Origin of the sequence: Stenotrophomonas acidaminiphila (genome assembly GCF_014109845.1) — a bacterium.
In the GTDB taxonomy this organism is placed as follows: Bacteria; Pseudomonadota; Gammaproteobacteria; order Xanthomonadales; family Xanthomonadaceae; genus Stenotrophomonas; species Stenotrophomonas acidaminiphila.
The window spans coordinates 2,196,170-2,217,349 of the sequence record NZ_CP043567.1 but is presented as its reverse complement, the minus strand read 5'-3'; the positions used below and the strand labels follow the sequence as shown (position 1 = coordinate 2,217,349).

The following is a 21,180-nucleotide window of genomic DNA, read 5'->3' as shown; positions in this document are numbered from 1 at the left end:
ACCGGGCACGCGCCACCGTGCTGGCGCGGCGGGTCAGGTCACGACCTGGTAGCAGGGGTGATACTCGCCGGAAATCTTCATGCGCCGCTGTTCGACGAAGGCCCGCAGCAGCGCATCCAGCGCCTGCATCATGTCCGGGTCGCCGTGGATCCTGAACGGACCGAAGCGCTCGATCCGCTGCATGCTGTCTTCCTTGACGTTGCCCGCGACGATGCCCGAGAACGCGCGCCGCAGGTCCGCCGCCAGCTCCGGTGCGGGACGGCCGTGGTGCAGGTCCAGCGCGGCCATCGCCTCATGCGTGGGCACGAACGGCTGCTGGTACTCGTGCGGAATCTCCACCGACCAGTTGAAGAAGAACGAATCCTTGTGCGCCAGGCGGTACTCGCGCACCCGCTTGATGCCCTGGGTCATGCGCCGCGACACCGCGACCGGGTCGCCGACGATGATCTCGTAGCGGCTGGCCGCCTCCTCGCCCAGGGTCATGCGTATGAACCGGTCGATCTGCTCGAAGTACGGCGCGGCGATGGTCGGGCCGCTGAGGATCAGCGGGAATGGCAGCGCCTTGTTCTCCTCGCGCAGCAGGATGCCCAGCAGGTAGAGGATTTCCTCGGCGGTGCCGACGCCGCCCGGGAACACGATGATGCCGTGGCCCATGCGCACGAACGCCTCCAGGCGTTTCTCGATGTCCGGCATGATCACCAGGTGGTTGACGATCGGGTTCGGCGACTCGGCGGCGATGATGCCCGGCTCGGTGATGCCGATATAGCGGGTATTGGCCCTGCGCTGCTTGGCATGGGCGATCGTCGCGCCCTTCATCGGCCCCTTCATCGCACCCGGGCCGCAGCCGGTGCAGATGTCCAGGCCACGCAGCCCCAGCTCGTAGCCGACCTGCTTGGTGTACAGGTATTCGTCCCGGGAAATCGAGTGCCCCCCCCAGCACACGACCAGGTTCGGCTCGCTCGGCTGCAGGATGCGGGCGTTGCGCAGCACGCCGAACACCGCGTTGGTGATGCCCTCGGATGTCTCCAGGTCCGAGGCATACTCGGGCCCCAGCTCGATGGCCATGTACGCCAGGTCGCGCACCACCGAGAACAGCAGCTCGGCGATGCCGCGGATGATCTCGCCGTCGACGAACGCCATCGCCGGCGCATTGGTGAGGTCGATGCGGACCCCGCGGTCCTGCTGCGCCACCTGGATGTCGAAATCGGGGTACAGGTCGCGCGCCGCGCGCGGGTCGTCCGATGCGCTGCCGCTGGTGAGCACAGCCAGCGCGCAGCGCCGCAGCAGCTCGTGCATGCCGCCGCTGGATGCATCGCGCAGGCGCGCGACCTCCGCCCGCGACAACACGTCCAGACCGCCGCGCGGGTAGATCCGCGCGTCCTGCACCGGCAGCGCCCGCGCCACCGCCTCTTTCGTCGTCATTTCCATCCTCGGTTCCGTCTTCACAGTTGGTCGAATGTAGCGCTGCCCCCATGAAAAGGAAAACGGCCGGGTTGCCCCGGCCGTTTCCGTGTGCAGCACTGATCCGTCAGGGCATCAGAACTTGTACTTCAGGCTCAGCATCATCGACCAGCGCGACACCGCGGTGTTGCCCTTGTCGTTGTTGTTTTCCTGGATCGACGAGTTGTCGGTGGTACCGGTGAACGAGTACACGTACTTGCCGGTCGCCGGATCGATACCGCCGTAGTTGGCCACGCGACGGGTCGAGTAGAAGCCGTAGTCGTCGATCAGGCCCCACTTCTTGTTGAGCAGGTTGCCCACGTTCATGATGTCCAGCGACAGCTCGGTCTTGTGGCCCTTGAACAGGCCCGGCAGCTCCTGGCTCAGGCGCACGTCGAAGCTGTTGACCCACTTGGCGCGGTGCGAGTTGGCCGGCACCACCTGGCCCTTGTAGCCGGCCAGTTCCGGGGTGTTCTCCAGCCAGTCGAAGAACGCCTTCTCCATGGCCGCGTCCTGCTGGAACTTGCCACCCACGACCTTGCCGAACAGCACGTCGCCATAACCCTTCGGCACGTAGAACAGATCGTTGGTGGTGGCACCGTCGCCGTTCACGTCGTTGTAGAAGATGTAGCTGTACGGACGGCCGGTGCGGCCTTCGTAGAACAGGCCGGCACGGGTGGCGTAGTCACCGAAGAAGGCGTGCTTCCACTCCAGCGTCGCGGTCAGGCGGTCCTTGATGGCATACCGCGAGTTGTAGTCCACGTTCTCGTTGGAGTTGAAGATCAGCGTGTTGTTCCAGTTCGAGGTGTTCTGCGAGCTGGTCAGCGAGCTGACTTCCTTGGCGGCGGTGTAGGTGTAACCCAGCGACCAGCCCCAGTTCTCGGTCATCGGCTTGCTCAGGGCGAACGTCGCCTGCGAGCTGCCGCCCTTGTCGGTATTGCGCAGCAGCATCACGTCGCCGATGTCCGACGGACGATTGGCACGGGTCAGGGCGCCATTGGTACCGTCGGTCATGCCGAAGTTGTTGCTGCCGCTCATGCGCGACTTGCTCGGGTCGAGGCCGGCGGCGTTCCAGTAGATCGCACGCCCGTCCTGGCCGTAGGCGGTCGGGGTCATGACGTCCAGACGCTCGAAGTACAGCGCGTCCTTGACCTTGGTGACCAGCAGCTCGGCCGACGCGGTGATGCCGTACCACGGCAGTTCGTGATCGAACGCCAGGTTGGCCTTCCACACCGACGGCATGCGGGTGCCCGGCTCGATGATGTCCACGTTCATGCGACCCGAGCCCGGGGTCAGGCCGGCGGTCGACGGCGGCAGCGCCGGGTTGAACGCCGGGGCCTGGTTGCCGCGCAGGTCGTACTCGACATAGTTCAGGCCGGTGTTCTGGTAGGCACCCGCCAGCCACACGTTCGGCGCCGCACCGCCGAACAGGCCCACGCCGCCGCGCAGCTGGGTCGGGCGATCCGAGTCGAAGGTGTAGTTGAAGCCGACGCGCGGCTGCACCAGGCTGCTGTCAGGCAGCACGGTGTTGTTGTAGCCGTACAGCTGCTCGATGCGCGGGTTGTACAGCTTCTGGTTGCTGAAGTCCGGCAGGTCGACGCGCACGCCGTACATCAGGTTCAGGTTGTAGTTGATCGCCCAGGTGTCCTGCACGAACAGGCCGGTGTTCTTCAGGGTGAAGCTCGCCGGGATATCGCTGAGGCTGCCGCCGTTCGGGCGCGGCGCACGCAGCTGGTAACGATTGACCTTGCCGGCCAGGAAGTCGGTCAGGCTGTTGAATTCGTACACGCCGTTGAGGTTGCGGCCGTAGAAGTTCATCAGCTCGTTCTTCGAGTAGTCGAAGCCGAACTTGACGGTGTGGTCGCCGATGTACCAGTTCGCCGAACCGAAGGCGCTCAGCTCCTTCGACTCGACGATGTTGACGTGGGTGTTCTGCTCGGTGCCCAGCAGCAGCGCCGAGTTGTTGGAACCGAAGCCGTTGATGCGGATCTGCGGCAGGTTCACGGTCGGCACGCGGGTGGCGTTGTAGTCCTTGTACGAGACCTTGAACTCGGTGGAGAAGTTGTCGCTCCAGTCGGAGAACAGCTCGCCCATCCAGGTTTCATAGGTCTTCGGCTGCGCGTACCAGTAGCTGCTCAGCGAGACGGTGCCCGAGGCCATGCCCGGGAAGCGCATGACGTTCTGCTCCATCTTGTTGTAGCGCAGCGCGGCACGGTGGTTCTCGTTGATGTTCCAGTCCAGCTTGACCGCGTATTCCTCGATCTCGGTCTTGCTGTCCGGCGCCGACAGGCTGCCGACGTCGTAGCCCTTGCCGGTCATGAAGTCCTGCACGGTCTTGATGTCGGCGTCGTTGATGCTGCCCTTGCCGTACGGGGTATCGCCCAGCGCCACGCCCGGGGCCGAACGCTCGTACTTCTCGTAGTTGGCGAAGAAGAACAGCTTGTCCTTGACGATCGGGCCGCCGAAGGTCATGCCGTAGGTCTTTTCGTCGTTGAAGCCGTTGAAGTCGCCCTTGTCGGTATCGAGGCGGCGGCGGACCATGTCGTCCCTGTTGCGGTACGAACCGTAGACCGTGCCGTGGAACTCGTTGGTGCCCGACTTGGTCACGGCGTTGATCACCGCGCCGGTGCCACCGTAGATGGTGGTGTCGTAGTTGGCCAGGTCGATGTTGATTTCCTGGATGGCGTCCATCGACACCGGCTGACGCTCGGTCGGCAGGTTGTTGGACTCCAGGCCGAACGGGTCGCCAGCGCCGATGCCGTCGATGCGGATGGCGTTGTAGCGGGTGTTCTGGCCACCGGCCGAGATCGCGCCGTCAGCCTTGCTGACCTGCGAGATGCGCGGATCCAGGCGGATGTAGTCCTGGATGTTGCGGCTGGCCGACGGCAGCGCATCCATCTGTTCGCGGGTCACGTTCGAGCCGGTGCCCATCTTGTTGGCGCTGAACAGGTCGGAACCGACCATCGCGGCCACCACTTCCACGCCCTGCAGGGTCGTCACGTCACCGGCCAGCGCCGCATTGACGGTGTTCACCTGGTTCAGGTTGAGATACACGCCCTCTTCCGTCTTGGTGCCCTCACCCGGCTTGGTCACGGTGATGGTGTACGGACCACCCACGCGCAGGCCGCGCGCGTTGTAACGACCCGACGTATCGGTCGTGGCGCGGCTGACCGTGCCCGACTCGACGTGGGTGATGGTGACTTCGGCACCGGCCACCGGCGTACCGCCGTTGTTGGTGACCAGGCCGCCGACGCCGGCGGAGGTGCTCTGTGCGAAAGCCGGCGCGGCCGCGAGAGCGGCAACGAGACCAAGGGCAAGCTTGGACATCCGGATGCGAGGGTGGTTCATTATGGGTAGCCTCGATACGAGTTGGCGATTGGGAAAAAACGCGATCCATCAGCCCCGGGGCCACCGGGCGCCTGATCGGCTTGAATCTGGGGGTACCTTCCGCGGCGGTTACATGCGCAACGGTTAAGATAAGGTTAACACGGTAAGCATCAAATATGACCGCAGCAAGACAGCCATCTTGCACTGCAGCAAAGGCCGTACTGGCGAATCAACGACTTACGGAATCGACGCCAGGTAGACAGCGACACCATCAAGCAACATTTGCACGGAAATCGCGACCAGCAGCATGCCCATCAGGCGCTCCAGCGCGGTCAGCGCCCTCGCCCCGAGCAGCTTGTAGAGCAGCGTGGCCGACATCAGGATCGCCGCCGTGGCCCCCCAGGCCAGCAGCAGCGCCAGGCTCCACTCCCCCAGCCGGTCGGGCTCGTTGCTGCCCATCAGCATGACCGCCGCCATGCCCGACGGACCGGCCACCAGCGGAATCGCCATCGGCACGATGAACGGCTCGCCATCGGGCACCGCGCCCATCAGCCCTTCCGGCCGCGGGAAGATCATGCGGATGCCGATCAGGAACAGCACGATGCCGCCGGCAATCGACACCGACTCCTGGCGCAGGTGCATCAGCTCCAGCGCGTACTTGCCGCCCCACAGAAAGGCCATCAGCACCGCCAGCGCGATCAGCAGCTCGCGCACCAGGACCACGCGCTGGCGGCGGGGCGCCAGCGGCTTGAGCAGGCTGAGGAACACCGGGATGTTGCCCAGCGGATCCAGGATCAGGAACAGCAGCAGCGCGGCGGAGAGGATCGTCACCCGCGCAGTTCCAGCACCTTGCCGCGCCAGGCCGCGCCATCGGCGGCCAGCAGCTGCACGCAGGCATCGGCGCAGACCGCGGGATCGACCGGCTCATAGTCGGTTTCGTGGGTGAATGCGCGCGCCCGCAGCGGCGTGCGCATCGGCCGCGGCTGCAGCCCGCTGACCCGCACCGGACTGTTGCGCAGCTCGTGGTGCAGGGTATCGAGCAGGCCACGCAGGCCATACTGGGCCACGCCATAGCCGCCCCAGTAAGCCTGGCCGACCCGCTGTGGGTCGTCCAGGGCGAACACCAGCGCTGCATCCTCGCGCTGGCGCAGCAGCGGCAGGCAGGCCTGGGTGAGCCAGGCGCGGGCGGTGAGATTGACGTGGATGGCGCGGGCGAATGCCGCCGGATCCCCGAGCACGAAGGGCGTAAGCCCGGCGAAATCGGCCGCACAGTGCAGCAGGCCATCGAGCCGGCCGACCTCCGACTCCAGCCGCGTGGCCAGCTCGGCGTAGTCGTCCGGCGAGGCGCCCTCCATGTCCAGCGGATACAGCAGCGGCTCGGGACCGAGCTGCGCGGCACTGTCGTAGACCCGGTTGAGCTTGGCGACCTTGCGCCCCAGCAGCACCACGGTGGCGCCGGCAGCGGCGCAGGCCCGCGACGCCGCCGCACCGAGGCCGCCGGCGGCGCCGGCGACCAGCACGACACGCCCGTCCAGGCGGGAACCGGGGGCCGGCGCGTTGCCGGCGTCGATCGATTGCGCGCTCACGCCTGACCCGCCTCGGCGACGATGCGCTTGAGTTCGCCCGACTCCAGCAGTTCCAGGATGATGTCGCAGCCGCCGATCAGTTCGCCATGCATGAAGAACTGCGGAAACGTCGGCCAGTTGGAATAGCGCGGCAGGTTGGCGCGCACTTCGGGCAACTCGAGCACGTTGACGGTGCGCAGGTTGACCGCTCCCGCCGCCAGCAGCGCCTGCACGGCCCGGCTGGAGAACCCGCACATCGGATACTGCGGCGTCCCCTTCATGAACAGGACGAGGGGATGCTGCTCCACCTCCGCCTGGATTTGCTCCATCACCGCCATTGCAATCTCCCAGCTGCTGCGAAAGAACGGTCCGTCCGGTCGGATAGACTCTTCCTCCGTGGCTGCCGATTGTAAGCCGAGCCAGCCGGCTCCCGGCGCCCCAGACCGAAAAGAAACGGACCATGCCCGTCGAACTGCCCGACCTGCCCTATCCCCGCGACGCCCTGCAGCCGCATCTCACGGCGGCGACACTGGACCTGCACCACGGCCACCACCAGCGTGCCGATGTCGATGCGCTCAACGCCCGCATTGCCGGCACCGAACTGGAGGACCTGGCGCTGGAGGAGATCGTCCGTGCCAGCCAGGGCGGCCTGTTCGAAGCCGCCGCGCAGGCCTGGAACCACGCTTTCTACTGGCAGTGCCTGCACCCACGGGCCGGTGGCGAGCCGCACGGCGCGCTGGCCGACCGCATCGCGCGCCAGTTCGGCGACACCCAGAAGCTGCGCGAGGAGTTCAACCGGGCCGCCCTGGCCCTGTCCGGCTCGGGCTGGGCGTGGCTGGTGCAGCACCCGGACGGCCGCCTGGCCATCGTCACCACCCGCAACGCCAACACGCCGCTGACCGGCGACAGCACGCCGCTGCTGGCCTGCGACCTGTGGGAACACGCCTATTACACCGACTTCCAGGACGACCGCGGGCGCTACCTGCAGGCGTTCTGGAAACTGGTGAACTGGGATTTCGTCGGCGCCCGGCTGCGCTGAGGACGCGGACCGGGCCGGCAAGCGCGGCCCCTCCCGGCTGGCGCACGCGCGGTGCCACCTTGGTCCCGGCCGCCATGGCCCTTGCCGCGGGCTCAGCCGTGGGCGTCCACCGCATCCAGCACCCGCGCCGAGAACACCAGCGCCGCACCGGCATTGAGCGCGACCGCCACGCCCAGTGCCTCGGCGATCTCCTCGCGACTCGCCCCCTGCTTCAGCGCCGCGTCGACATGGGTGGTGATGCAGCCGTCGCAGCGGGTCGTCACCGCTACCGCCAGCGCGATCAGCTCGCGGGTCCTGGCGTCCAGGCGCGCGGTCTGCGCGCCGGCACCGCTCAGCGTCATGTAACCCTTGAGCGTATCGGGCGAAAGCCTGCCCAGCTCACCGATACGCCCCTTCAGTTCACGGCGGTATTCGTTCCAGTCCAGCATGGCGGCAACTCCGATGGAAGGAGCCGCCACGCTACCACCACGCCCGTCGTGCCGGTGCGCACGGGAACGCACCGCTGCGCCGCCCCTTCCCGGGGCTGGCGCGATCAGCGGCCGCGCAGTGCGCGCACCACCGGTTCCACCTGCGTCTGACGGGCGAGCGCCTGCCCCACCCGCTCCAGCGCGTCGGCCAATGCCGCGGCATCGTCGTCGCGCAGATTGGCATGGCCCACCTTGCGGCCCTCGCGCGGCTGCTTGCCGTAGTCGTGCCAGTGGCCCGCGGGCTCGGCGAGCACCGCACGCGCATCGGGCATCTGGCCGAGCCAGTTGAGCATGCAGGCGTGCCCGAGCACGCGGGTATCGCCCAGTGGCAGGCCCAGCACCGCGCGCAGATGGTTCTCGAACTGCGAGGTTTCGGCGCCGTCGCTGGTCCAGTGACCGGAGTTGTGTACGCGCGGGGCCATTTCGTTGGCCAGCAGCTCGTCGCCGCGGCAGAACAGCTCCAGCGCGAACACGCCCACGTAATCGAGCCGCTCGGCCACGCGGCGCGCGTAACCGATGGCGGCCTCGTGCTGCGCCACGGTCGCCGGCACCGGCGCCAGGCTCGCCGACAGCACGCCATCGACATGCCAGTTGCCGGTCAGCGGCCAGGCGCGGAACTCGCCATCGCGGCCACGCACGGCCACCACGCTGACCTCGCGGTCGAAGGCGACGAAGCCTTCCAGGATCAGACCGGTGGCGTCGACCTGGGCGCCCAGCGCCTGCCAGGCAGCGTCGATGTCGGCCTCGCCGCGGATGCGGAACTGGCCCTTGCCGTCGTATCCAAGCCGGCGCGTCTTCAGGATGCAGGGCATGCCGAACTCGGCCGCCTTCGCCGCCAGTTCGTCGCGGCTGCGGATATCGGCGAACGGCGGCAGCGGGATGCCCAGCTCCTGGAACAGCGTCTTCTCGCTGAGCCGGTCCTGCGCCACCGCCAGCGCGGCCGGGTTGGGAAATACCGGCCTGCGCTCGGCCAGCCAGCGTGCGCTGGTGGCCGGCACGTTCTCGAAATCGAAGGTGACCACGTCCACCCGCGCGGCGAATTCGGCCAGCGCGGCGGTATCGTCGAACGCGCCCACCTGCAGCGGCGCCAGTTGCCCCGCGCAGGCGTCGGCCGCGGGATCGAACACCACGAAGCGCAGGCCCAGCGGGGCGCCGGCCAATACCATCATGCGGGCCAGCTGCCCGCCACCGAGGATGCCGACCGTGGTCATTGGCGCGGGTCGTCGGCAGCCATCACATCGGCGGTCTGGCGCGCGCGGAACGCCTCCAGCGCCTGGCCGATGGCAGGGTGCGCCGGCGCCAGCATCGCCGCCGCGAACAGCGCCGCATTCGACGCGCCGGCATTCCCGATGGCGAAGGTTGCCACCGGTATTCCCGCCGGCATCTGCACGATCGACAGCAGCGAATCCATGCCATTCAGCGCCTTGGACTGCACCGGCACGCCCAGCACCGGCACCGCGGTCTTGGCCGCGATCATGCCCGGCAGGTGGGCGGCGCCGCCGGCGCCGGCGATGATCGCGCGCAGCCCGCGCGGGCCGGCCTGTTCGGCATAGGAGAACAGCACGTCCGGCGTGCGGTGTGCGGAAACCACCTTCACTTCATGGGGCACGCCCAGCGCGTCGAGCTTCTGGGCCGCGTGCTGCATGGTCTCCCAGTCGGAACGGGAACCCATCACGATGCCGACGAGCGGCGCGGAGGAATTGGGGGTCATTGGCCGTCACCTGCTGCAAAGACGTATTCTAGCCGTCTTCCACGCAAGACCACGACCCGATGGACCGCAAACTGCTCGACCTGCTCGTCTCGCCTGATACCCGCCAACCGCTGGCCCTGCTGGACAGCGCCGGGCTGGAAGCGCTGAACCGCGCCATCGCCGCCGGTGGCGTCGCCCGTGCCGACGGCAGCGCGCAGGCCGAACCGCTGCGCGAGGCGCTGGTCACCCGCGACCGCAAGCAGGTGTTCCGGGTCGAGGACGGCATTCCGGTGCTGCTGGCCGAGGAGGCCATCGTCACCGCGCAGATCGACGGCTTCCCGGGCAAGTGATGGTGCCGCAGCCGCCGGCCGCCCCGCCCCGGGAGCAGATCGAGGCCGACGTCGCCCGCGCCCTGGCAGAGGACATCGGCAGCGGCGATGTCACCGCCGCACTGCTGCCCGACACCGCCGACAGCGCCTATCTGCTGTGCAAGCAGGACGCGGTGGTCGCCGGCCGCCCCTGGTTCGACGCCACCCACCGCGCGCTCGACCCGCAGGTCAGGATCGACTGGCAGGTGCGGGAGGGCGAGCACGTCGCCGCCGGTACCATACTGGCCACCCTGCAGGGCCGCAGCCGCGCCCTGGTCAGCGCCGAGCGCACCTCGCTGAACTTCATGCAGACGCTGTCGGCCACCGCCACCACCACCGCGCGGTACGTCGCGGCCGTGGCCGGTACCGGGGCGCGCATCCTCGATACCCGCAAGACCCTGCCCGGCCTGCGCCTGGCGCAGAAGTACGCGGTGCGCTGCGGCGGCGGCGAGAACCACCGCCTCGGCCTGTACGACATGGTCATGCTCAAGGAAAACCACATCCGCGCCGCCGGCTCGCTGAGCGCGGCGGTACGCGCCGCGCGCACGTGCCAGCCGGCGCTGCCGCTGGTGGTCGAGGTCGAGGACCTGGCGCAGCTGGAAGAAGCCCTGGCCGCCGGCTGCGACCGCATCCTGATCGACGACTTCACCCCGGCGATGCGTCGCGACGCGGTCCGCATCGCCGCCCGCCAGGCGCACGGCAGGCGCATTCCGCTGGAAGTCTCCGGCAGCGTCGGCCTGGACGGGCTGCGCGCGATCGCCGAGGACGGGGTGGACTGCATTTCCATCGGCGGGCTGACCAAGCACGTGCAGGCGATCGACCTGTCGCTGAAGCTGGGTCCGCCGCCCCGCTGATTTCACGGCACGGCCACGGCCGGCTCTGCGAGGCTCGCATGCACGCCCGAAGGGAACCTGCCGTGGTCCATCGCTTCCTGCTCTGCTGTGCGCTGTCGCTGCCGGCCTTGCCGGCCATGGCCGTGGAGGTCTGCGACATCCCCCCGCGCTATGGCGTGGGCGAGACCGCCAAGGCCATCATCCGCGCCGCGTGCGGCGAACACCGCCTCTGGTATCGGCCCTTCATCGACCGCGATGGCCGCATCGCCAGCCTCGCCGTCACCGAGGCCGAGAGCAGCAGCCTGGCCGATGATGGCCTGATCGCCTGGCAGCGGGTGGCCGGCTACTGGCGCGAGAGCGGCACGCTGTCGCCGATGGCCGCCCTGCCTGGCGCCCGCAGCTGCATGGCCACGCCCGGCGAACGCACGACCGACAACGACTGCCGCGCCTTCCTGGTCGACAACCCGTGGTCGGCCGCCTTCGTGTCCTGGGTCATGGCGCGCGCCGCGGTACCGGGCTTCGCCCGTTCGCCACGGCATATCGACTACATCCGAGCCGCCCGCCGCACCGTGGGCGCCGGCGGGCCGTACCGGCTCACCGACCCGGCACTGGAAAAGCCGGCACCCGGCGACCTGCTGTGCTTCCTGCGCGAGCGTAGCAGGCCACTCAGCTACAGCGGCCTGGCCCAGGCCCTGGACAGTGGCGGCGCCGACCGCTGGAAGTCGCATTGCGAAGTGGTCGTGGCCGCCAATGCCGGCGGCGACCAGACCCTGTACCTGATCGGCGGCAACGTCGCCAACACGGTGGCCATGCGCAAGCTGCCACTGGACCGCACCGGCCGTCTGGTCGTGCCGCCGCAGTCCGATGCGGCGCCGGCAGCACTGGAACCGGCCTGCTCGCCGGGCCGCGAAGAGGAATGCGACTTCAACCGGCAGGACTGGGCCGCGCTGCTGAAGCTGGTCGAGGCGGCGCCGGCGCAGCCGCCACCGGGCACGCCGGAGATACCGCGGTAAGCGGCACGCCAGGACGCCCGACCCCGGGCCGCTTCGCTGCCGATGCGTACGCATCCGCCACCGCGCCGGCGTGGTTCCGCTTTTGCGCGCGCCCGCCTAAAGTGGCGCCATGCCTACCTTGTTGATTCTGATGATCGTCGGTGCCATCGGCTATGCCTTCTGGGATGCGTCCCGGGCCGCGGCCGAGCGCGCCACCGAACTGGGCCGCAATGCCTGCCAGGCCGCGGACGTGCAGTGGCTGGACCAGAGCGTGCACGCGACCGGGCTGCGGCTGTGCCGGCTGCCCAGCGGCTGGCTGGGCTTCGAGCGCAGCTTCCGCTTCGATTATTCCTACGACGGCGTCGAGCGCCACAGCGGGCGCATGGTGCTGCGCGGCAGGCAGCTGGTGTCTTTCGTCGGACCGGCCACGGCGCGGGTCAGCATGCTGCAGCCGCGCACCGAGGAAGCGGAAGACATCTGAGCGGCGCCCCGCGCGCCGCGGTCGGCACGCCCGTAAACGAAACCGCCGCCTCGCGGCGGCGGTGTTGCCTATTTCACGACCCGCAGGAACGGGCGCTTGCCCGAGGGTTGCGGCGGATCCGGCGGCGTGGGCGGCGGCGTATCGTCGTCGTGCGGCTCCGGACCATCGGTACCCGGGATGTCGTCGGGCAATGCCATGCCCTGCCCGGTTTCGCGCGCATACACCGCCAGCACCGCGGCGATCGGCACGTTCACCGGGAAGCTGACGCCCGAGAAACGTGCGGTGAAACTCACCGCATCGTTGTCGATGTGCAACCGCATCACCGCGCGCTCGGCGATGTTCAGCACGACCCGCTCGTCCTTGACCGCGCTGGCCGGCACCTGTACGCCCGGCACGCCGGCATCGACCATGATGTGCGGGGTCATGCCGTTGTCGTTGATCCACTCCACCAGCGCCCTCAACAGGTAGGGACGATGGCTGCTCATGCGGAAAGATTCTTCACTCATGTGGCAAGTGTACGCGGCATCGAGCGCCATCACCGCCAGCGGGCGGTGATCGATAAGTCTGCATACAGCAGATGCGTCAGACCGGAAGGTCGCGCAGCTTCTTTTCCTGCTCGGTGAGACTGCGGATGAAACCCGGGTTGCGGAAGATGCGGTTGCCGTAATCCTCGATCGCCTTGCCATCCTTGGGCAGCGGGATGCCCAGCGCATCAAGCCGCCAGATGATCGGCGCCATCGCGCAGTCGGCCAGGCTCATTTCCGGATTGAGGAAGAACTTGGACGCCTTGAACAGCGGCACCGACTGCGCCACCAGTTCCTTCAGGCGCTTGCGGGCCGCCTCGGCCTGGGACTTGTTGCCCAGCTGGATCGCCTGCACCTGCGGCACCCAGTCGTGCTCGATGCGCAGCATCGCCAGGCGCAGGCGCGCCCGCGACAGGGGGTCCACCGGCATCAGCGGCGGATGCGGGTAGCGCTCGTCCAGGTATTCGCTGACCACGGAGGCCGCATACAGCACCAGCTCGCGCTCGACCAGGGTCGGCACCGAGTGGTAGGGATTGAGGTCGATGAGGTCTTCCGGCGGATTCTGCGGATCGACCGGCACCAGATCGTAGGTGACACCCTTCGCCGCCAGCACCAGCCGCACCCGGTGGCACAGGACATCGTCGTTGGCCGAGAACAACGTCAGGATATTTCGCATGCGCACACTCGCCGCCATCAAGGGCTCTCCAAGGGCCGGAATCCGCCAGCCTTACGGCGCCGCGGGCCCAGCGCCCGCGGTCCGCCACCTTCCCTGAGTGTGCAGTCAGCCGGTGCCGATGCCAAGTGCCGGGCGACTTCCCCCGGCGGCCCGGCGACCCACCCTCGCGTCAATGCACGTCCGTCCAGTACTCGTTCTTGAGCAGGTACGCCAGGAAGGCGAGCAGCGCCAGGAACAGCACCACCCACACGCCCAGGCTCTGGCGCTTGAGCGCGGCCGGCTCGCCGGCATACTCAAGGAAGTTGGTGATGTCGCGGACGGTCTGGTCGTATTCCTGCGGCGTCACCCGGCCCGGGCTGGTGACCACCAGCCGCTCCGGATGTCGCTCGCCGGCGACGTCGGGCTCGCCGAACTCGGCGTGCTGCAGGCCCTGCAGCTCCCACAGCGGATTGGGCATGGAGGCGTTCGGGAACAGCTTGTTGTTCCAGCCCAGCGGCCTCGACTCGTCCAGGTAGAACGACTTGAGGTAGGTGTAGACCCAGTCGCTCTGGCGCACGCGCGCGATCAGGCTCAGGTCCGGCGGCATCTTGCCGAACCACTTTTCGCCCTGCTCCTTGGTCATGGCGACATGGATCTGCTCACCGAACTTGGCACCGGTGAAGTTCAGGTTGTCCATCACCTGCTGCTCGGTCAGGCCGAGGTCCGACGCCATGCGCGAGTAGCGCAGGTACTTCAGCGAATGGCAGCCCGAGCAGTAGTTCATGTAGGCCTGGGCACCGCGCTGCAGCGATGCCTGGTCGGACAGGTCGTTGCCGGCCTGCTGCAGCGCTCCTTCGGTAGCGGCGAAGGTGGTGGCCGAGAACAGGAGCGCGGCAGCGGCCGTTGCCAGCAAGGCAATCCATTTCTTAGTCATGCGTCGTCACCCGCTCCGGCACCGGCTTGGTCTTGTCCAGCTTGGTCCACACTGGCATGGTCAGGAAGAAGAGGAAGTAATACGCGGTCAGGAAGCGGCCGATGATGGTCTCCACCGGGTCGGTACCCGGGCCCGCGCCGATCTTGCCCAGCCACACGAAGCTGATCGCGAAGCCGAACAGCAGCAGCTTGGACAGCAGGCCGCGGTAGCGGTAGGACTTGACCTTGGCGCGGTCCAGCCACGGCACCAGGAACAGGATCGCGATGGCGCCGAACATCACCAGCACGCCGCTGAGCTTGTGCGGGATCACCCGCAGCATCGCGTAGTAAGGCGTGTAGTACCACACCGGCTTGATGTGCGCCGGGGTCACCAGGCTGTTGGCCTCGGTGAAGTTGTCGTGCTCGAGGAACCAGCCGCCGAACGCCGGGGCGAAGAAGATGATGAAGGCGGCGATGATCATCATCGCGAACACGTAGAAGGTGTCCTTCACCGTGTAGTACGGGTGGAACGGCACGCCGTCGGCCGGGGCGGTCGGCGACCAGCGGTTGCCCTTCGGCCCCTTCTTGATCTCCACGCCATCGGGGTTGTTGGAGCCCACCTCGTGCAGCGCGCCCAGGTGCAGCACCACCAGCAGCAGCAGCACCAGCGGCACCGCGATCACGTGCAGGGCGAAGAAGCGGTTCAAGGTGGCGTCGGACGGCAGGTAGTCGCCCATGATCCACTCGGTCAGGCCATTGCCGATCACCGGGATGGCGCCGAACAGCGAGATGATGACCTTCGCGCCCCAGAACGACATCTGACCCCACGGCAGCACGTAGCCCATGAAGGCTTCGGCCATCAGCGCCAGGTAGATCAGCATGCCCAGGATCCACACCAGCTCGCGCGGCTTCTTGTAGGAGCCGTACATCAGGCCGCGGAACATGTGCAGGTACACGACGATGAAGAACAGCGAGGCGCCGGTGCTGTGCATGTAGCGGATCAGCCAGCCCCACTCCACGTCGCGCATGATGTACTCGACCGAGGCGAAGGCTTCCGCCGCGCTGGTCTTGTAATGCATGGTGAGGAAGATGCCGGTGACGATCTGGTTGACCAGCACCACCATCGACAGCACGCCGAAGATGTACCAGATGTTGAAGTTCTTCGGCGCGTAGTACTCGGACATGTGCTTCCGGTACATCGGCATCAGCGCCGGGGCGCGGTCGTTGACCCAGCCCATCACGCCGTTGGCGGCGCGAACGAGGATGTTGTCAGCCATGATTACGCCGCCCCCTTGGGATCGACGCCGATGACGATGGTGTTGTCGTCGGCGTAGTGATGTGGTGGCACGACCAGGTTGGTCGGTGCCGGCACGCCCTGGAACACGCGCCCGGCCATGTCGAAGCGCGACTTGTGGCAGGGGCAGAAATAGCCGCCCTTCCATTCCGGGTCATACGGCTCGGGCTTGATCTCGGCAGCCATCTCCGGCGAGCAGCCCAGATGGGTGCACAGGCCGACCAGCACCGAGATTTCGGGCTTGATTGAGCGCAGCTCCGGATTGGCCTTGCGCACGTAGTCCGGCTGCTGGTCGACGTTCTCGGACTTGGGGTCGCGCAGGCGGCCGTCGAGCGTCGGCAGCGCGTCGAGCACCGCCTTGGAACGCTTGACGATCCAGATCGGCTGGCCTCGCCACTCCAGGACCAGGCGCTGCCCCTCCTGCAACGCGCTGATGTCGGCATTCACCGGTGCGCCGGCCAGCTGGGCCTTGGCACTGGGATTCCATGACTTGATGAAAGGAACTGCTGCGAAACCTGCCCCGACTGCGCCGACCACGGCGGTGGTCGCTGTCAGGAAGCGCCGGCGTCCGGCATTTACTGGATCGTTTACCCCATCGTTGGCCATCCGGCCCTCCGATATTGATTAGGTGGCTTGCGGCTGCCTGCGACCGGTGGAACCGGACCGCTCAGAATCGAATCTCCCCCGAGTTTAGCTGAACGTTCAGCGGCCGCACAACGCGATGAAACACGAGTGCATGACTTTTGTCACGTGCTCCTGGAATTAAGCGCAAAAGCAATCATTGGCGCGAGCCCAGCTCGCCACGGTAGCGGTCGGCCAACTGCGCCACGCGCTTCACGTAGTACCGGGTTTCGTTGTAGGGCGGCACCCCGCCATGCCGGTCGACCGCACCCTCGCCGGCGTTGTAGCCGGCCGCGGCCAGCGTCAGGTCGCCATTGAAGCGGCGCAGCAGCCACGACAGGTACTGCACGCCGCCGCGGATGTTCTGGCTGGCGTCGTAGGCGTCGCTCACGCCGAAACGACGCGCGGTGGCCGGCATCAGCTGCATCAGCCCCTGCGCGCCGGCGCGGCTCAGGGCGGTGGGATTGAATGCCGACTCGGCATGGATCACCGCGCGCACCACGGCCTCCTCGACCCCGAACTCGCGCGCCGCGGCGGCGATCTCGGAGCGGTAGGCCTGGGTGTTGAGCCGGATCGTGCCGAAGTTGACCCCCGGGTTGGCGCCGCAGGCGTAGCAGCGCTCGATGTAGCTGTAGCGGATGGTGCGCACTTCGCCCACGCTGGCGACCTGCGCCGGCCGGGCGCTGGTGTAGTGACGCACGCCGTCCTTCATGTAGGTGTAGACCTGCCCGCTGACCACCCGTTGCGCACGGCTGGCGCCGGGTGGGGAACGCGGCGGCGCGCTACTGGCTGCCGCCGCTGTCGCCGTCGCCGGCGGCGCCGGGGCGGGAACCGGGGCAGGAGCCGGGGCGGTGGCGGCAACCGCGGTGGTCGGCCGCCGCTCGCTCGGGCGCGGCGCGGCGGACGACGGCCGGTAGCTGCCGACCACGCTGCAGCTGGCGCCATGAATGCGCTTGCTGACGTAATTGGAGACGCCGTCGGCACCGAGACACTTGTACAGGGTACCGGCACTGGCCGGCACAGCCGTCAGCGCGGCGATCAATACCCCAGCGATCCCCAGTCCGGTCTTCATTGCGGGCGGAAGTGTCCCAGTTTCCCGGCAGGAATGCCAACTGCCGGCCGCGGCCGGTACGCCCCCCCCGGCGGCAACCCCGGTACAATCGCCCCCCGCCGCGGCGCCAGCGCCGCCTGCCCGCCCACCCGTCTGGAATAAGCGCCATGCCCGGGACGCCAGCCTCCCCCCTGCCGAACGTGGCGGTTTCCGCCATGCCTTCCGTCGAAATGAATACCCCTGAACTGATCCCCCTGCCCGGGCGCGGGCGCGACGCAGCTGCCGGCTCGCCGGCGCGCGGCAAGCTCTATATCAAGACCCACGGCTGCCAGATGAACGAGTACGACTCGGCCAAGATGGCCGACGTGCTGGCCGAAGCCGAGGGCCTGGAGCTGACCGACAACCCCGAGGAAGCGGACGTGGTGCTGGTCAACACCTGCTCCATCCGCGAGAAGGCGCAGGAGAAGGTGTTCAGCCAGCTCGGCCGCTGGAAGGAGCTCAAGGCCGGCGGCCGCGACGTCATCATCGGCGTCGGCGGCTGCGTGGCGTCGCAGGAGGGCGAGGCCATCGTCAAGCGCGCGCCGTACGTGGACCTGGTGTTCGGACCGCAGACCCTGCACCGGCTGCCGGAACTGATCCGTGCCCGCCGCGAGCAGAACCGGCCGCAGGTGGACATAAGCTTCCCCGAGATCGAGAAGTTCGACCGCCTGCCCGAGCCGCGCGCCGAAGGCCCGTCGGCATTCGTGTCGATCATGGAAGGCTGTTCCAAGTACTGCTCGTTCTGCGTGGTGCCCTACACCCGCGGCACCGAGGTCAGCCGCCCGTTCGAGGACGTGGTGGTCGAATGCGCGCAGCTGGCCGCGCAGGGCGTGCGCGAGATCAACCTGCTCGGGCAGAACGTCAACGCCTACCGCGGCCCGTATGGCGACGGGGAACTGGCGGACCTGGGGCTGCTGATCCGCACCATCGCCGAGATCGACGGCATCGGCCGCATCCGTTTCACCACCTCGCACCCGCTGGAGTTCAGCGATTCGCTGGTGGACGCCTACCGCGACGTGCCCAAGCTGGCCAACTACCTGCACCTGCCGGTCCAGGCCGGCAGCGACCGCGTGCTCAGCGCGATGAAGCGCGGCTACACCGCACTCGAGTTCAAGGCCAAGATCCGCAAGCTGCGCGCGGTGCGCCCGGACATCTCGATCAGCTCGGACTTCATCGTCGGCTTTCCCGGCGAGACCGGGGCCGATTTCGAGAAGACCATGAAGCTGATCGAGGACGTGGGCTTCGACCAGAGCTTTTCCTTCATCTACTCGCGCCGCCCCGGCACGCCGGCCGCCGACCTGGAAGACACCACCTCCGAGGCCGAGAAGCACGCACGCCTGTCGCGCCTGCAGGCGCACATCAACGCATATGCCGCCGACATTTCCAGGAACATGGTCGGCAGCGTGCAGACCGTGCTGGTCGAAGGCACCTCGCGCAAGGACGACAACGAGCTGACCGGCAAGACCGAGAACATGCGCTCGGTGAACTTCCCGGGCCCGAAGCGGCTGATCGGCCAGTTCGTCGACGTGGTCATCACCGAGGCGCTGACCAATTCGCTGCGCGGGCGCATCGTCACCGCCGACTGAGTCGTGCCCGATGGCCGGCACGGGCGCGCCCTGGCGTGAACTGTCGGCCACTTCCGGAGCAGCCGAGCAGGCCTTGCGCGTGGCGGGCGGCGCCACGGCCTGCCGGCATGGTCGCGCAGGCATCATCCACACCCGCGACGGACAACCAGCCGCGCCCTGGACAAATCTTCGCCAGCACCCGCAACGCCTTGCCACGCATGGCCTGCGCGCATCCATCCACAGCTTCGTCGTGCAGGCATCCACATCCGGTGTGGACAACCGCGCAGCGTCCGCTCAGTCCAGCCGCTTGCGGAAGCGCAGGATCGCGCCGGCCATCATCACCGCGCTGAAGACCAGCAGCGCCAGCGCGTCGGGCCATAGCTCCCACAGGCTCGCGCCGCGCAGCATCATGCCGCGGATCAGGCGCAGGAAGTGGGTCAGCGGCAGCAGCTCCGCCAGCCACTGCACCGAGCGCGGCATGCCCGAGAACGGGAACATGAAGCCGGACAGCAGGATCGACGGCAGGAACAGGAAGAAGGTCATCTGCATCGCCTGGAACTGCGACTGCGCGCGGGTCGAGATCAACAGGCCCAGCGCCAGGTTGGCGACGATCAGCAGGCTGGCGGCGATGAACACGTGCCACAGGCTGCCCGCCATCGGCACGTGGAAGAACCATGCGCCCAGTGCCAGCACCATGCCGGTCTGCAGCAGGCCGACCGCCACGTAGGGAACGACCTTGCCGACCATCAGCTCGGCACTGGTCAGCGGCGTGGCGATCAACAGTTCCATGTTGCCGCGCTCGCGTTCGCGCACGATCGCCACCGCGGTGAACAGCACCATGGTCATGGTCAGGATCACCCCTACCAGACCCGGCACGATGTTGGTCGCGGAACTGCGCTGCGGGTTGTAGAAGCTGACCACGCCGATCGCACCCGGCGCCAGCGGGTCGAAAGCCATGCCCTCCAGCGGCATGCGCGCCAGCTGCGCCGCCGCGCTCTGGACCGCGTTGTCGCTGCCGTCGACCAGGATCTGCAGCGCCTCGCGGCCTTCGGCGCGGCGGCGCTCGTAGTCCGGCGGGATGACGATGCCGATGCTGATCTCGCCGCGGCGCATGGCATCGAGCAGTTGCTGCGGCGTCGCCGCCTCCAGCACCGGCGAGACCACGCCGCTGGCCACGATGTCGCGCGCCAGCATCCGCGAGGCCGAGGTCCGCGCCTGGTCGGCGAAGCCGGCGGACAGGTCGCGCAGGTTGGTGTTGATCGCGTAGCCGAACAGCAGCAGCTGCATCACCGGGATGCCGATGATCATCGCCAGGGTGATGCGGTCGCGCCGCATCTGCCGCAGCTCCTTGGTCATCACCCCCAGCAGACGGCGCAGCTTCATGCGTCGCCCCTGCCGGCCACCGGGCGCTGCCGGGTCGCGGCGACGAACACGTCCTCCAGGCTGGCGGGCTGCGGCAGCAGGCGCGCGGCGATGCCCGCCGTCTCCAGCGCCTGCGCCAGCGGCGCCTGGCCTGCGTCCTTGTCCAGCAGCACGCGCAGGCGGTTGCCGATCTGCGCCACGCTGGCCACGCCCGCGCAGGCCGACAGTGCCCGTGCCGCCTGCCGCGGCTGGTCGGCATCGACCACCAGGGTGCGCCCGGCCAGCCCGGCGGTGAGTTCGGCCGGGGTACCGTCGGCCACCAGCGCGCCGTGGTCGAGGATGGCGATGCGATGGCAGCGCTCGGCCTCGTCCATGTAGTGGGTGGAGACCAGCAGCGTGGTGCCGGCATCGGCCAGCTCGAACAGCTTTTCCCAGAAATCGCGGCGCGACTCCGGGTCCACCGCACTGGTGGGCTCGTCGAGGAACAGCAGTTCCGGCTGGTGGATCACCGCCGCCGCCAAAGCCAGGCGTTGCTTCTGGCCGCCGCTCATGGTGCCGGCCAGCTGCTTCTGCCGGTCCTGGAAATGGTATTGCTCGACCAGCGTGTCGATGCGCCGCCGCGCCTGCGCCCTGGGCAGGTCGTGCACGGCCGCCAGGAACTCCAGGTTCTCGCGCACGCTCAGGTCGTCGAACAGCGAGAACTTCTGCGTCATGTAACCGATGCGGCTGCGCAGCGCCTCGGCCTGCTCGGGAATGCGCAGGCCCAGCACCTCGATCTGGCCCGCGCTGGGCGTGAGCAGGCCGCACAGCATGCGGATGGTGGTGGACTTGCCCGAGCCGTTCGGGCCGAGGAAGCCGTATACCTGCCGGCGCGGCACGTCCAGGTCGATGCCGTCCACCGCCAGCAGCGCGCCGAAGCGCCGCACCAGGCCGCGCGCACGGATCGCGACCCCCG

22 protein-coding genes are annotated in these 21,180 nt (G+C 68.1%); 6 read left to right on the top strand and 16 right to left on the bottom strand.

The genetic code is table 11. The features are described from left to right. Positions 1-33: 33 nt before the first annotated feature. From ppnN to grxD, 5 genes are all read right to left on the bottom strand, one after another. Entirely contained in the window at positions 34-1,422 is a 1,389-nt protein-coding gene (gene ppnN / locus F0P95_RS10045) for a nucleotide 5'-monophosphate nucleosidase PpnN (RefSeq protein ID WP_182334086.1), read from the bottom strand. 114 nt (positions 1,423-1,536) lie between these two features. Then, positions 1,537-4,788: a TonB-dependent receptor gene (locus F0P95_RS10040; protein WP_182334084.1), complete on the bottom strand. Its 3,252-nt coding sequence runs from the start codon at positions 4,786-4,788 to the stop codon at positions 1,537-1,539. Between the two features lie 216 nt (positions 4,789-5,004). Further along, complete coding sequence (locus F0P95_RS10035) at positions 5,005-5,598, bottom strand: YhgN family NAAT transporter (protein WP_182334083.1); 594 nt, start codon at positions 5,596-5,598, stop codon at positions 5,005-5,007. Next, positions 5,595-6,338: an SDR family NAD(P)-dependent oxidoreductase gene (locus tag F0P95_RS10030; RefSeq protein ID WP_182336931.1), complete on the bottom strand. Its 744-nt coding sequence runs from the start codon at positions 6,336-6,338 to the stop codon at positions 5,595-5,597. The genes F0P95_RS10035 and F0P95_RS10030 overlap by 4 nt, the downstream gene beginning before the upstream one ends. Before the next feature lie 11 nt (positions 6,339-6,349). After that, positions 6,350-6,670 carry a Grx4 family monothiol glutaredoxin gene (gene grxD / locus F0P95_RS10025; RefSeq protein WP_104938499.1) on the bottom strand — a complete coding sequence of 107 codons (321 nt, stop codon included), beginning with the start codon at positions 6,668-6,670 and terminating at the stop codon, positions 6,350-6,352. 122 nt (positions 6,671-6,792) lie between these two features. Here grxD and F0P95_RS10020 point away from each other — a divergent pair, with 122 nt between their 5' ends. Continuing rightward, entirely contained in the window at positions 6,793-7,371 is a 579-nt protein-coding gene (locus F0P95_RS10020; protein WP_182334081.1) for a superoxide dismutase, read from the top strand. Positions 7,372-7,463: 92 nt separating this feature from the next. Here the strand turns inward: F0P95_RS10020 and F0P95_RS10015 are convergent, their stop codons facing one another. From F0P95_RS10015 to purE, 3 genes are all read right to left on the bottom strand, one after another. Then, positions 7,464-7,799: a carboxymuconolactone decarboxylase family protein gene (locus F0P95_RS10015; protein WP_182334079.1), complete on the bottom strand. Its 336-nt coding sequence runs from the start codon at positions 7,797-7,799 to the stop codon at positions 7,464-7,466. Positions 7,800-7,903: 104 nt separating this feature from the next. Beyond that, positions 7,904-9,049: a 5-(carboxyamino)imidazole ribonucleotide synthase gene (locus tag F0P95_RS10010; RefSeq protein WP_182334077.1), complete on the bottom strand. Its 1,146-nt coding sequence runs from the start codon at positions 9,047-9,049 to the stop codon at positions 7,904-7,906. Then, complete coding sequence (gene purE, locus F0P95_RS10005) at positions 9,046-9,549, bottom strand: 5-(carboxyamino)imidazole ribonucleotide mutase (protein ID WP_182334075.1); 504 nt, start codon at positions 9,547-9,549, stop codon at positions 9,046-9,048. Before purE ends, F0P95_RS10010 begins: the two co-directional genes overlap by 4 nt. Before the next feature lie 59 nt (positions 9,550-9,608). Between purE and F0P95_RS10000 the strand changes: the two genes are divergently transcribed. From F0P95_RS10000 to F0P95_RS09985, 4 genes are all read left to right on the top strand, one after another. After that, complete coding sequence (locus F0P95_RS10000; protein ID WP_182334073.1) at positions 9,609-9,878, top strand: Trm112 family protein; 270 nt, start codon at positions 9,609-9,611, stop codon at positions 9,876-9,878. Further along, positions 9,878-10,750: a carboxylating nicotinate-nucleotide diphosphorylase gene (gene nadC, locus F0P95_RS09995; protein ID WP_182334070.1), complete on the top strand. Its 873-nt coding sequence runs from the start codon at positions 9,878-9,880 to the stop codon at positions 10,748-10,750. Before F0P95_RS10000 ends, nadC begins: the two co-directional genes overlap by 1 nt. Positions 10,751-10,866: 116 nt before the next feature. Then, entirely contained in the window at positions 10,867-11,742 is an 876-nt protein-coding gene (locus F0P95_RS09990) for a DUF2272 domain-containing protein (protein WP_182336929.1), read from the top strand. A 109-nt stretch (positions 11,743-11,851) separates the two neighbouring features. Then, a complete protein-coding gene (locus tag F0P95_RS09985; RefSeq protein WP_182334069.1) occupies positions 11,852-12,202 on the top strand; it encodes a DUF3301 domain-containing protein in 351 nt (116 codons plus the stop codon). A 68-nt stretch (positions 12,203-12,270) separates the two neighbouring features. Here F0P95_RS09985 and F0P95_RS09980 read toward each other — a convergent pair whose 3' ends face one another. The 6 genes from F0P95_RS09980 to F0P95_RS09955 all read right to left on the bottom strand — a co-directional run bounded on the left by F0P95_RS09980 (position 12,271) and on the right by F0P95_RS09955 (position 17,280). Then, on the bottom strand, positions 12,271-12,708 hold the full coding sequence (locus F0P95_RS09980) for a ClpXP protease specificity-enhancing factor (protein WP_056932281.1): 438 nt from the start codon (positions 12,706-12,708) through the stop codon (positions 12,271-12,273). A gap of 76 nt (positions 12,709-12,784) precedes the next feature. Beyond that, positions 12,785-13,420 carry a glutathione S-transferase N-terminal domain-containing protein gene (locus F0P95_RS09975; RefSeq protein ID WP_182334067.1) on the bottom strand — a complete coding sequence of 212 codons (636 nt, stop codon included), beginning with the start codon at positions 13,418-13,420 and terminating at the stop codon, positions 12,785-12,787. Positions 13,421-13,571: 151 nt separating this feature from the next. Beyond that, a complete protein-coding gene (locus F0P95_RS09970; RefSeq protein ID WP_182334065.1) occupies positions 13,572-14,315 on the bottom strand; it encodes a cytochrome c1 in 744 nt (247 codons plus the stop codon). After that, the gene (locus F0P95_RS09965; RefSeq protein WP_182334063.1) at positions 14,308-15,570 is read right to left on the bottom strand and encodes a cytochrome b; all 1,263 of its coding nucleotides are present in this window, start codon (positions 15,568-15,570) and stop codon (positions 14,308-14,310) included. The genes F0P95_RS09970 and F0P95_RS09965 overlap by 8 nt, the downstream gene beginning before the upstream one ends. 2 nt (positions 15,571-15,572) lie before the next feature. Continuing rightward, complete coding sequence (gene petA / locus F0P95_RS09960) at positions 15,573-16,193, bottom strand: ubiquinol-cytochrome c reductase iron-sulfur subunit (RefSeq protein WP_182334061.1); 621 nt, start codon at positions 16,191-16,193, stop codon at positions 15,573-15,575. Between the two features lie 172 nt (positions 16,194-16,365). Next, the gene (locus F0P95_RS09955; protein WP_182334059.1) at positions 16,366-17,280 is read right to left on the bottom strand and encodes a lytic transglycosylase domain-containing protein; all 915 of its coding nucleotides are present in this window, start codon (positions 17,278-17,280) and stop codon (positions 16,366-16,368) included. Between the two features lie 146 nt (positions 17,281-17,426). Between F0P95_RS09955 and miaB the strand changes: the two genes are divergently transcribed. Next, positions 17,427-18,884 (top strand): tRNA (N6-isopentenyl adenosine(37)-C2)-methylthiotransferase MiaB, encoded by a 1,458-nt coding sequence (gene miaB / locus F0P95_RS09950; protein ID WP_425515856.1) that lies wholly within the window; start codon positions 17,427-17,429, stop codon positions 18,882-18,884. Positions 18,885-19,157: 273 nt separating this feature from the next. On the opposite strand, the gene F0P95_RS09945 is transcribed toward miaB, so the two are convergent. Beyond that, a complete protein-coding gene (locus F0P95_RS09945; RefSeq protein WP_182334054.1) occupies positions 19,158-20,246 on the bottom strand; it encodes an ABC transporter permease in 1,089 nt (362 codons plus the stop codon). Next, positions 20,243-21,169, bottom strand: coding sequence for an ABC transporter ATP-binding protein (locus F0P95_RS09940; protein WP_182336927.1), 927 nt, complete (start codon positions 21,167-21,169; stop codon positions 20,243-20,245). The genes F0P95_RS09945 and F0P95_RS09940 overlap by 4 nt, the downstream gene beginning before the upstream one ends. Positions 21,170-21,180: the final 11 nt, after the last annotated feature.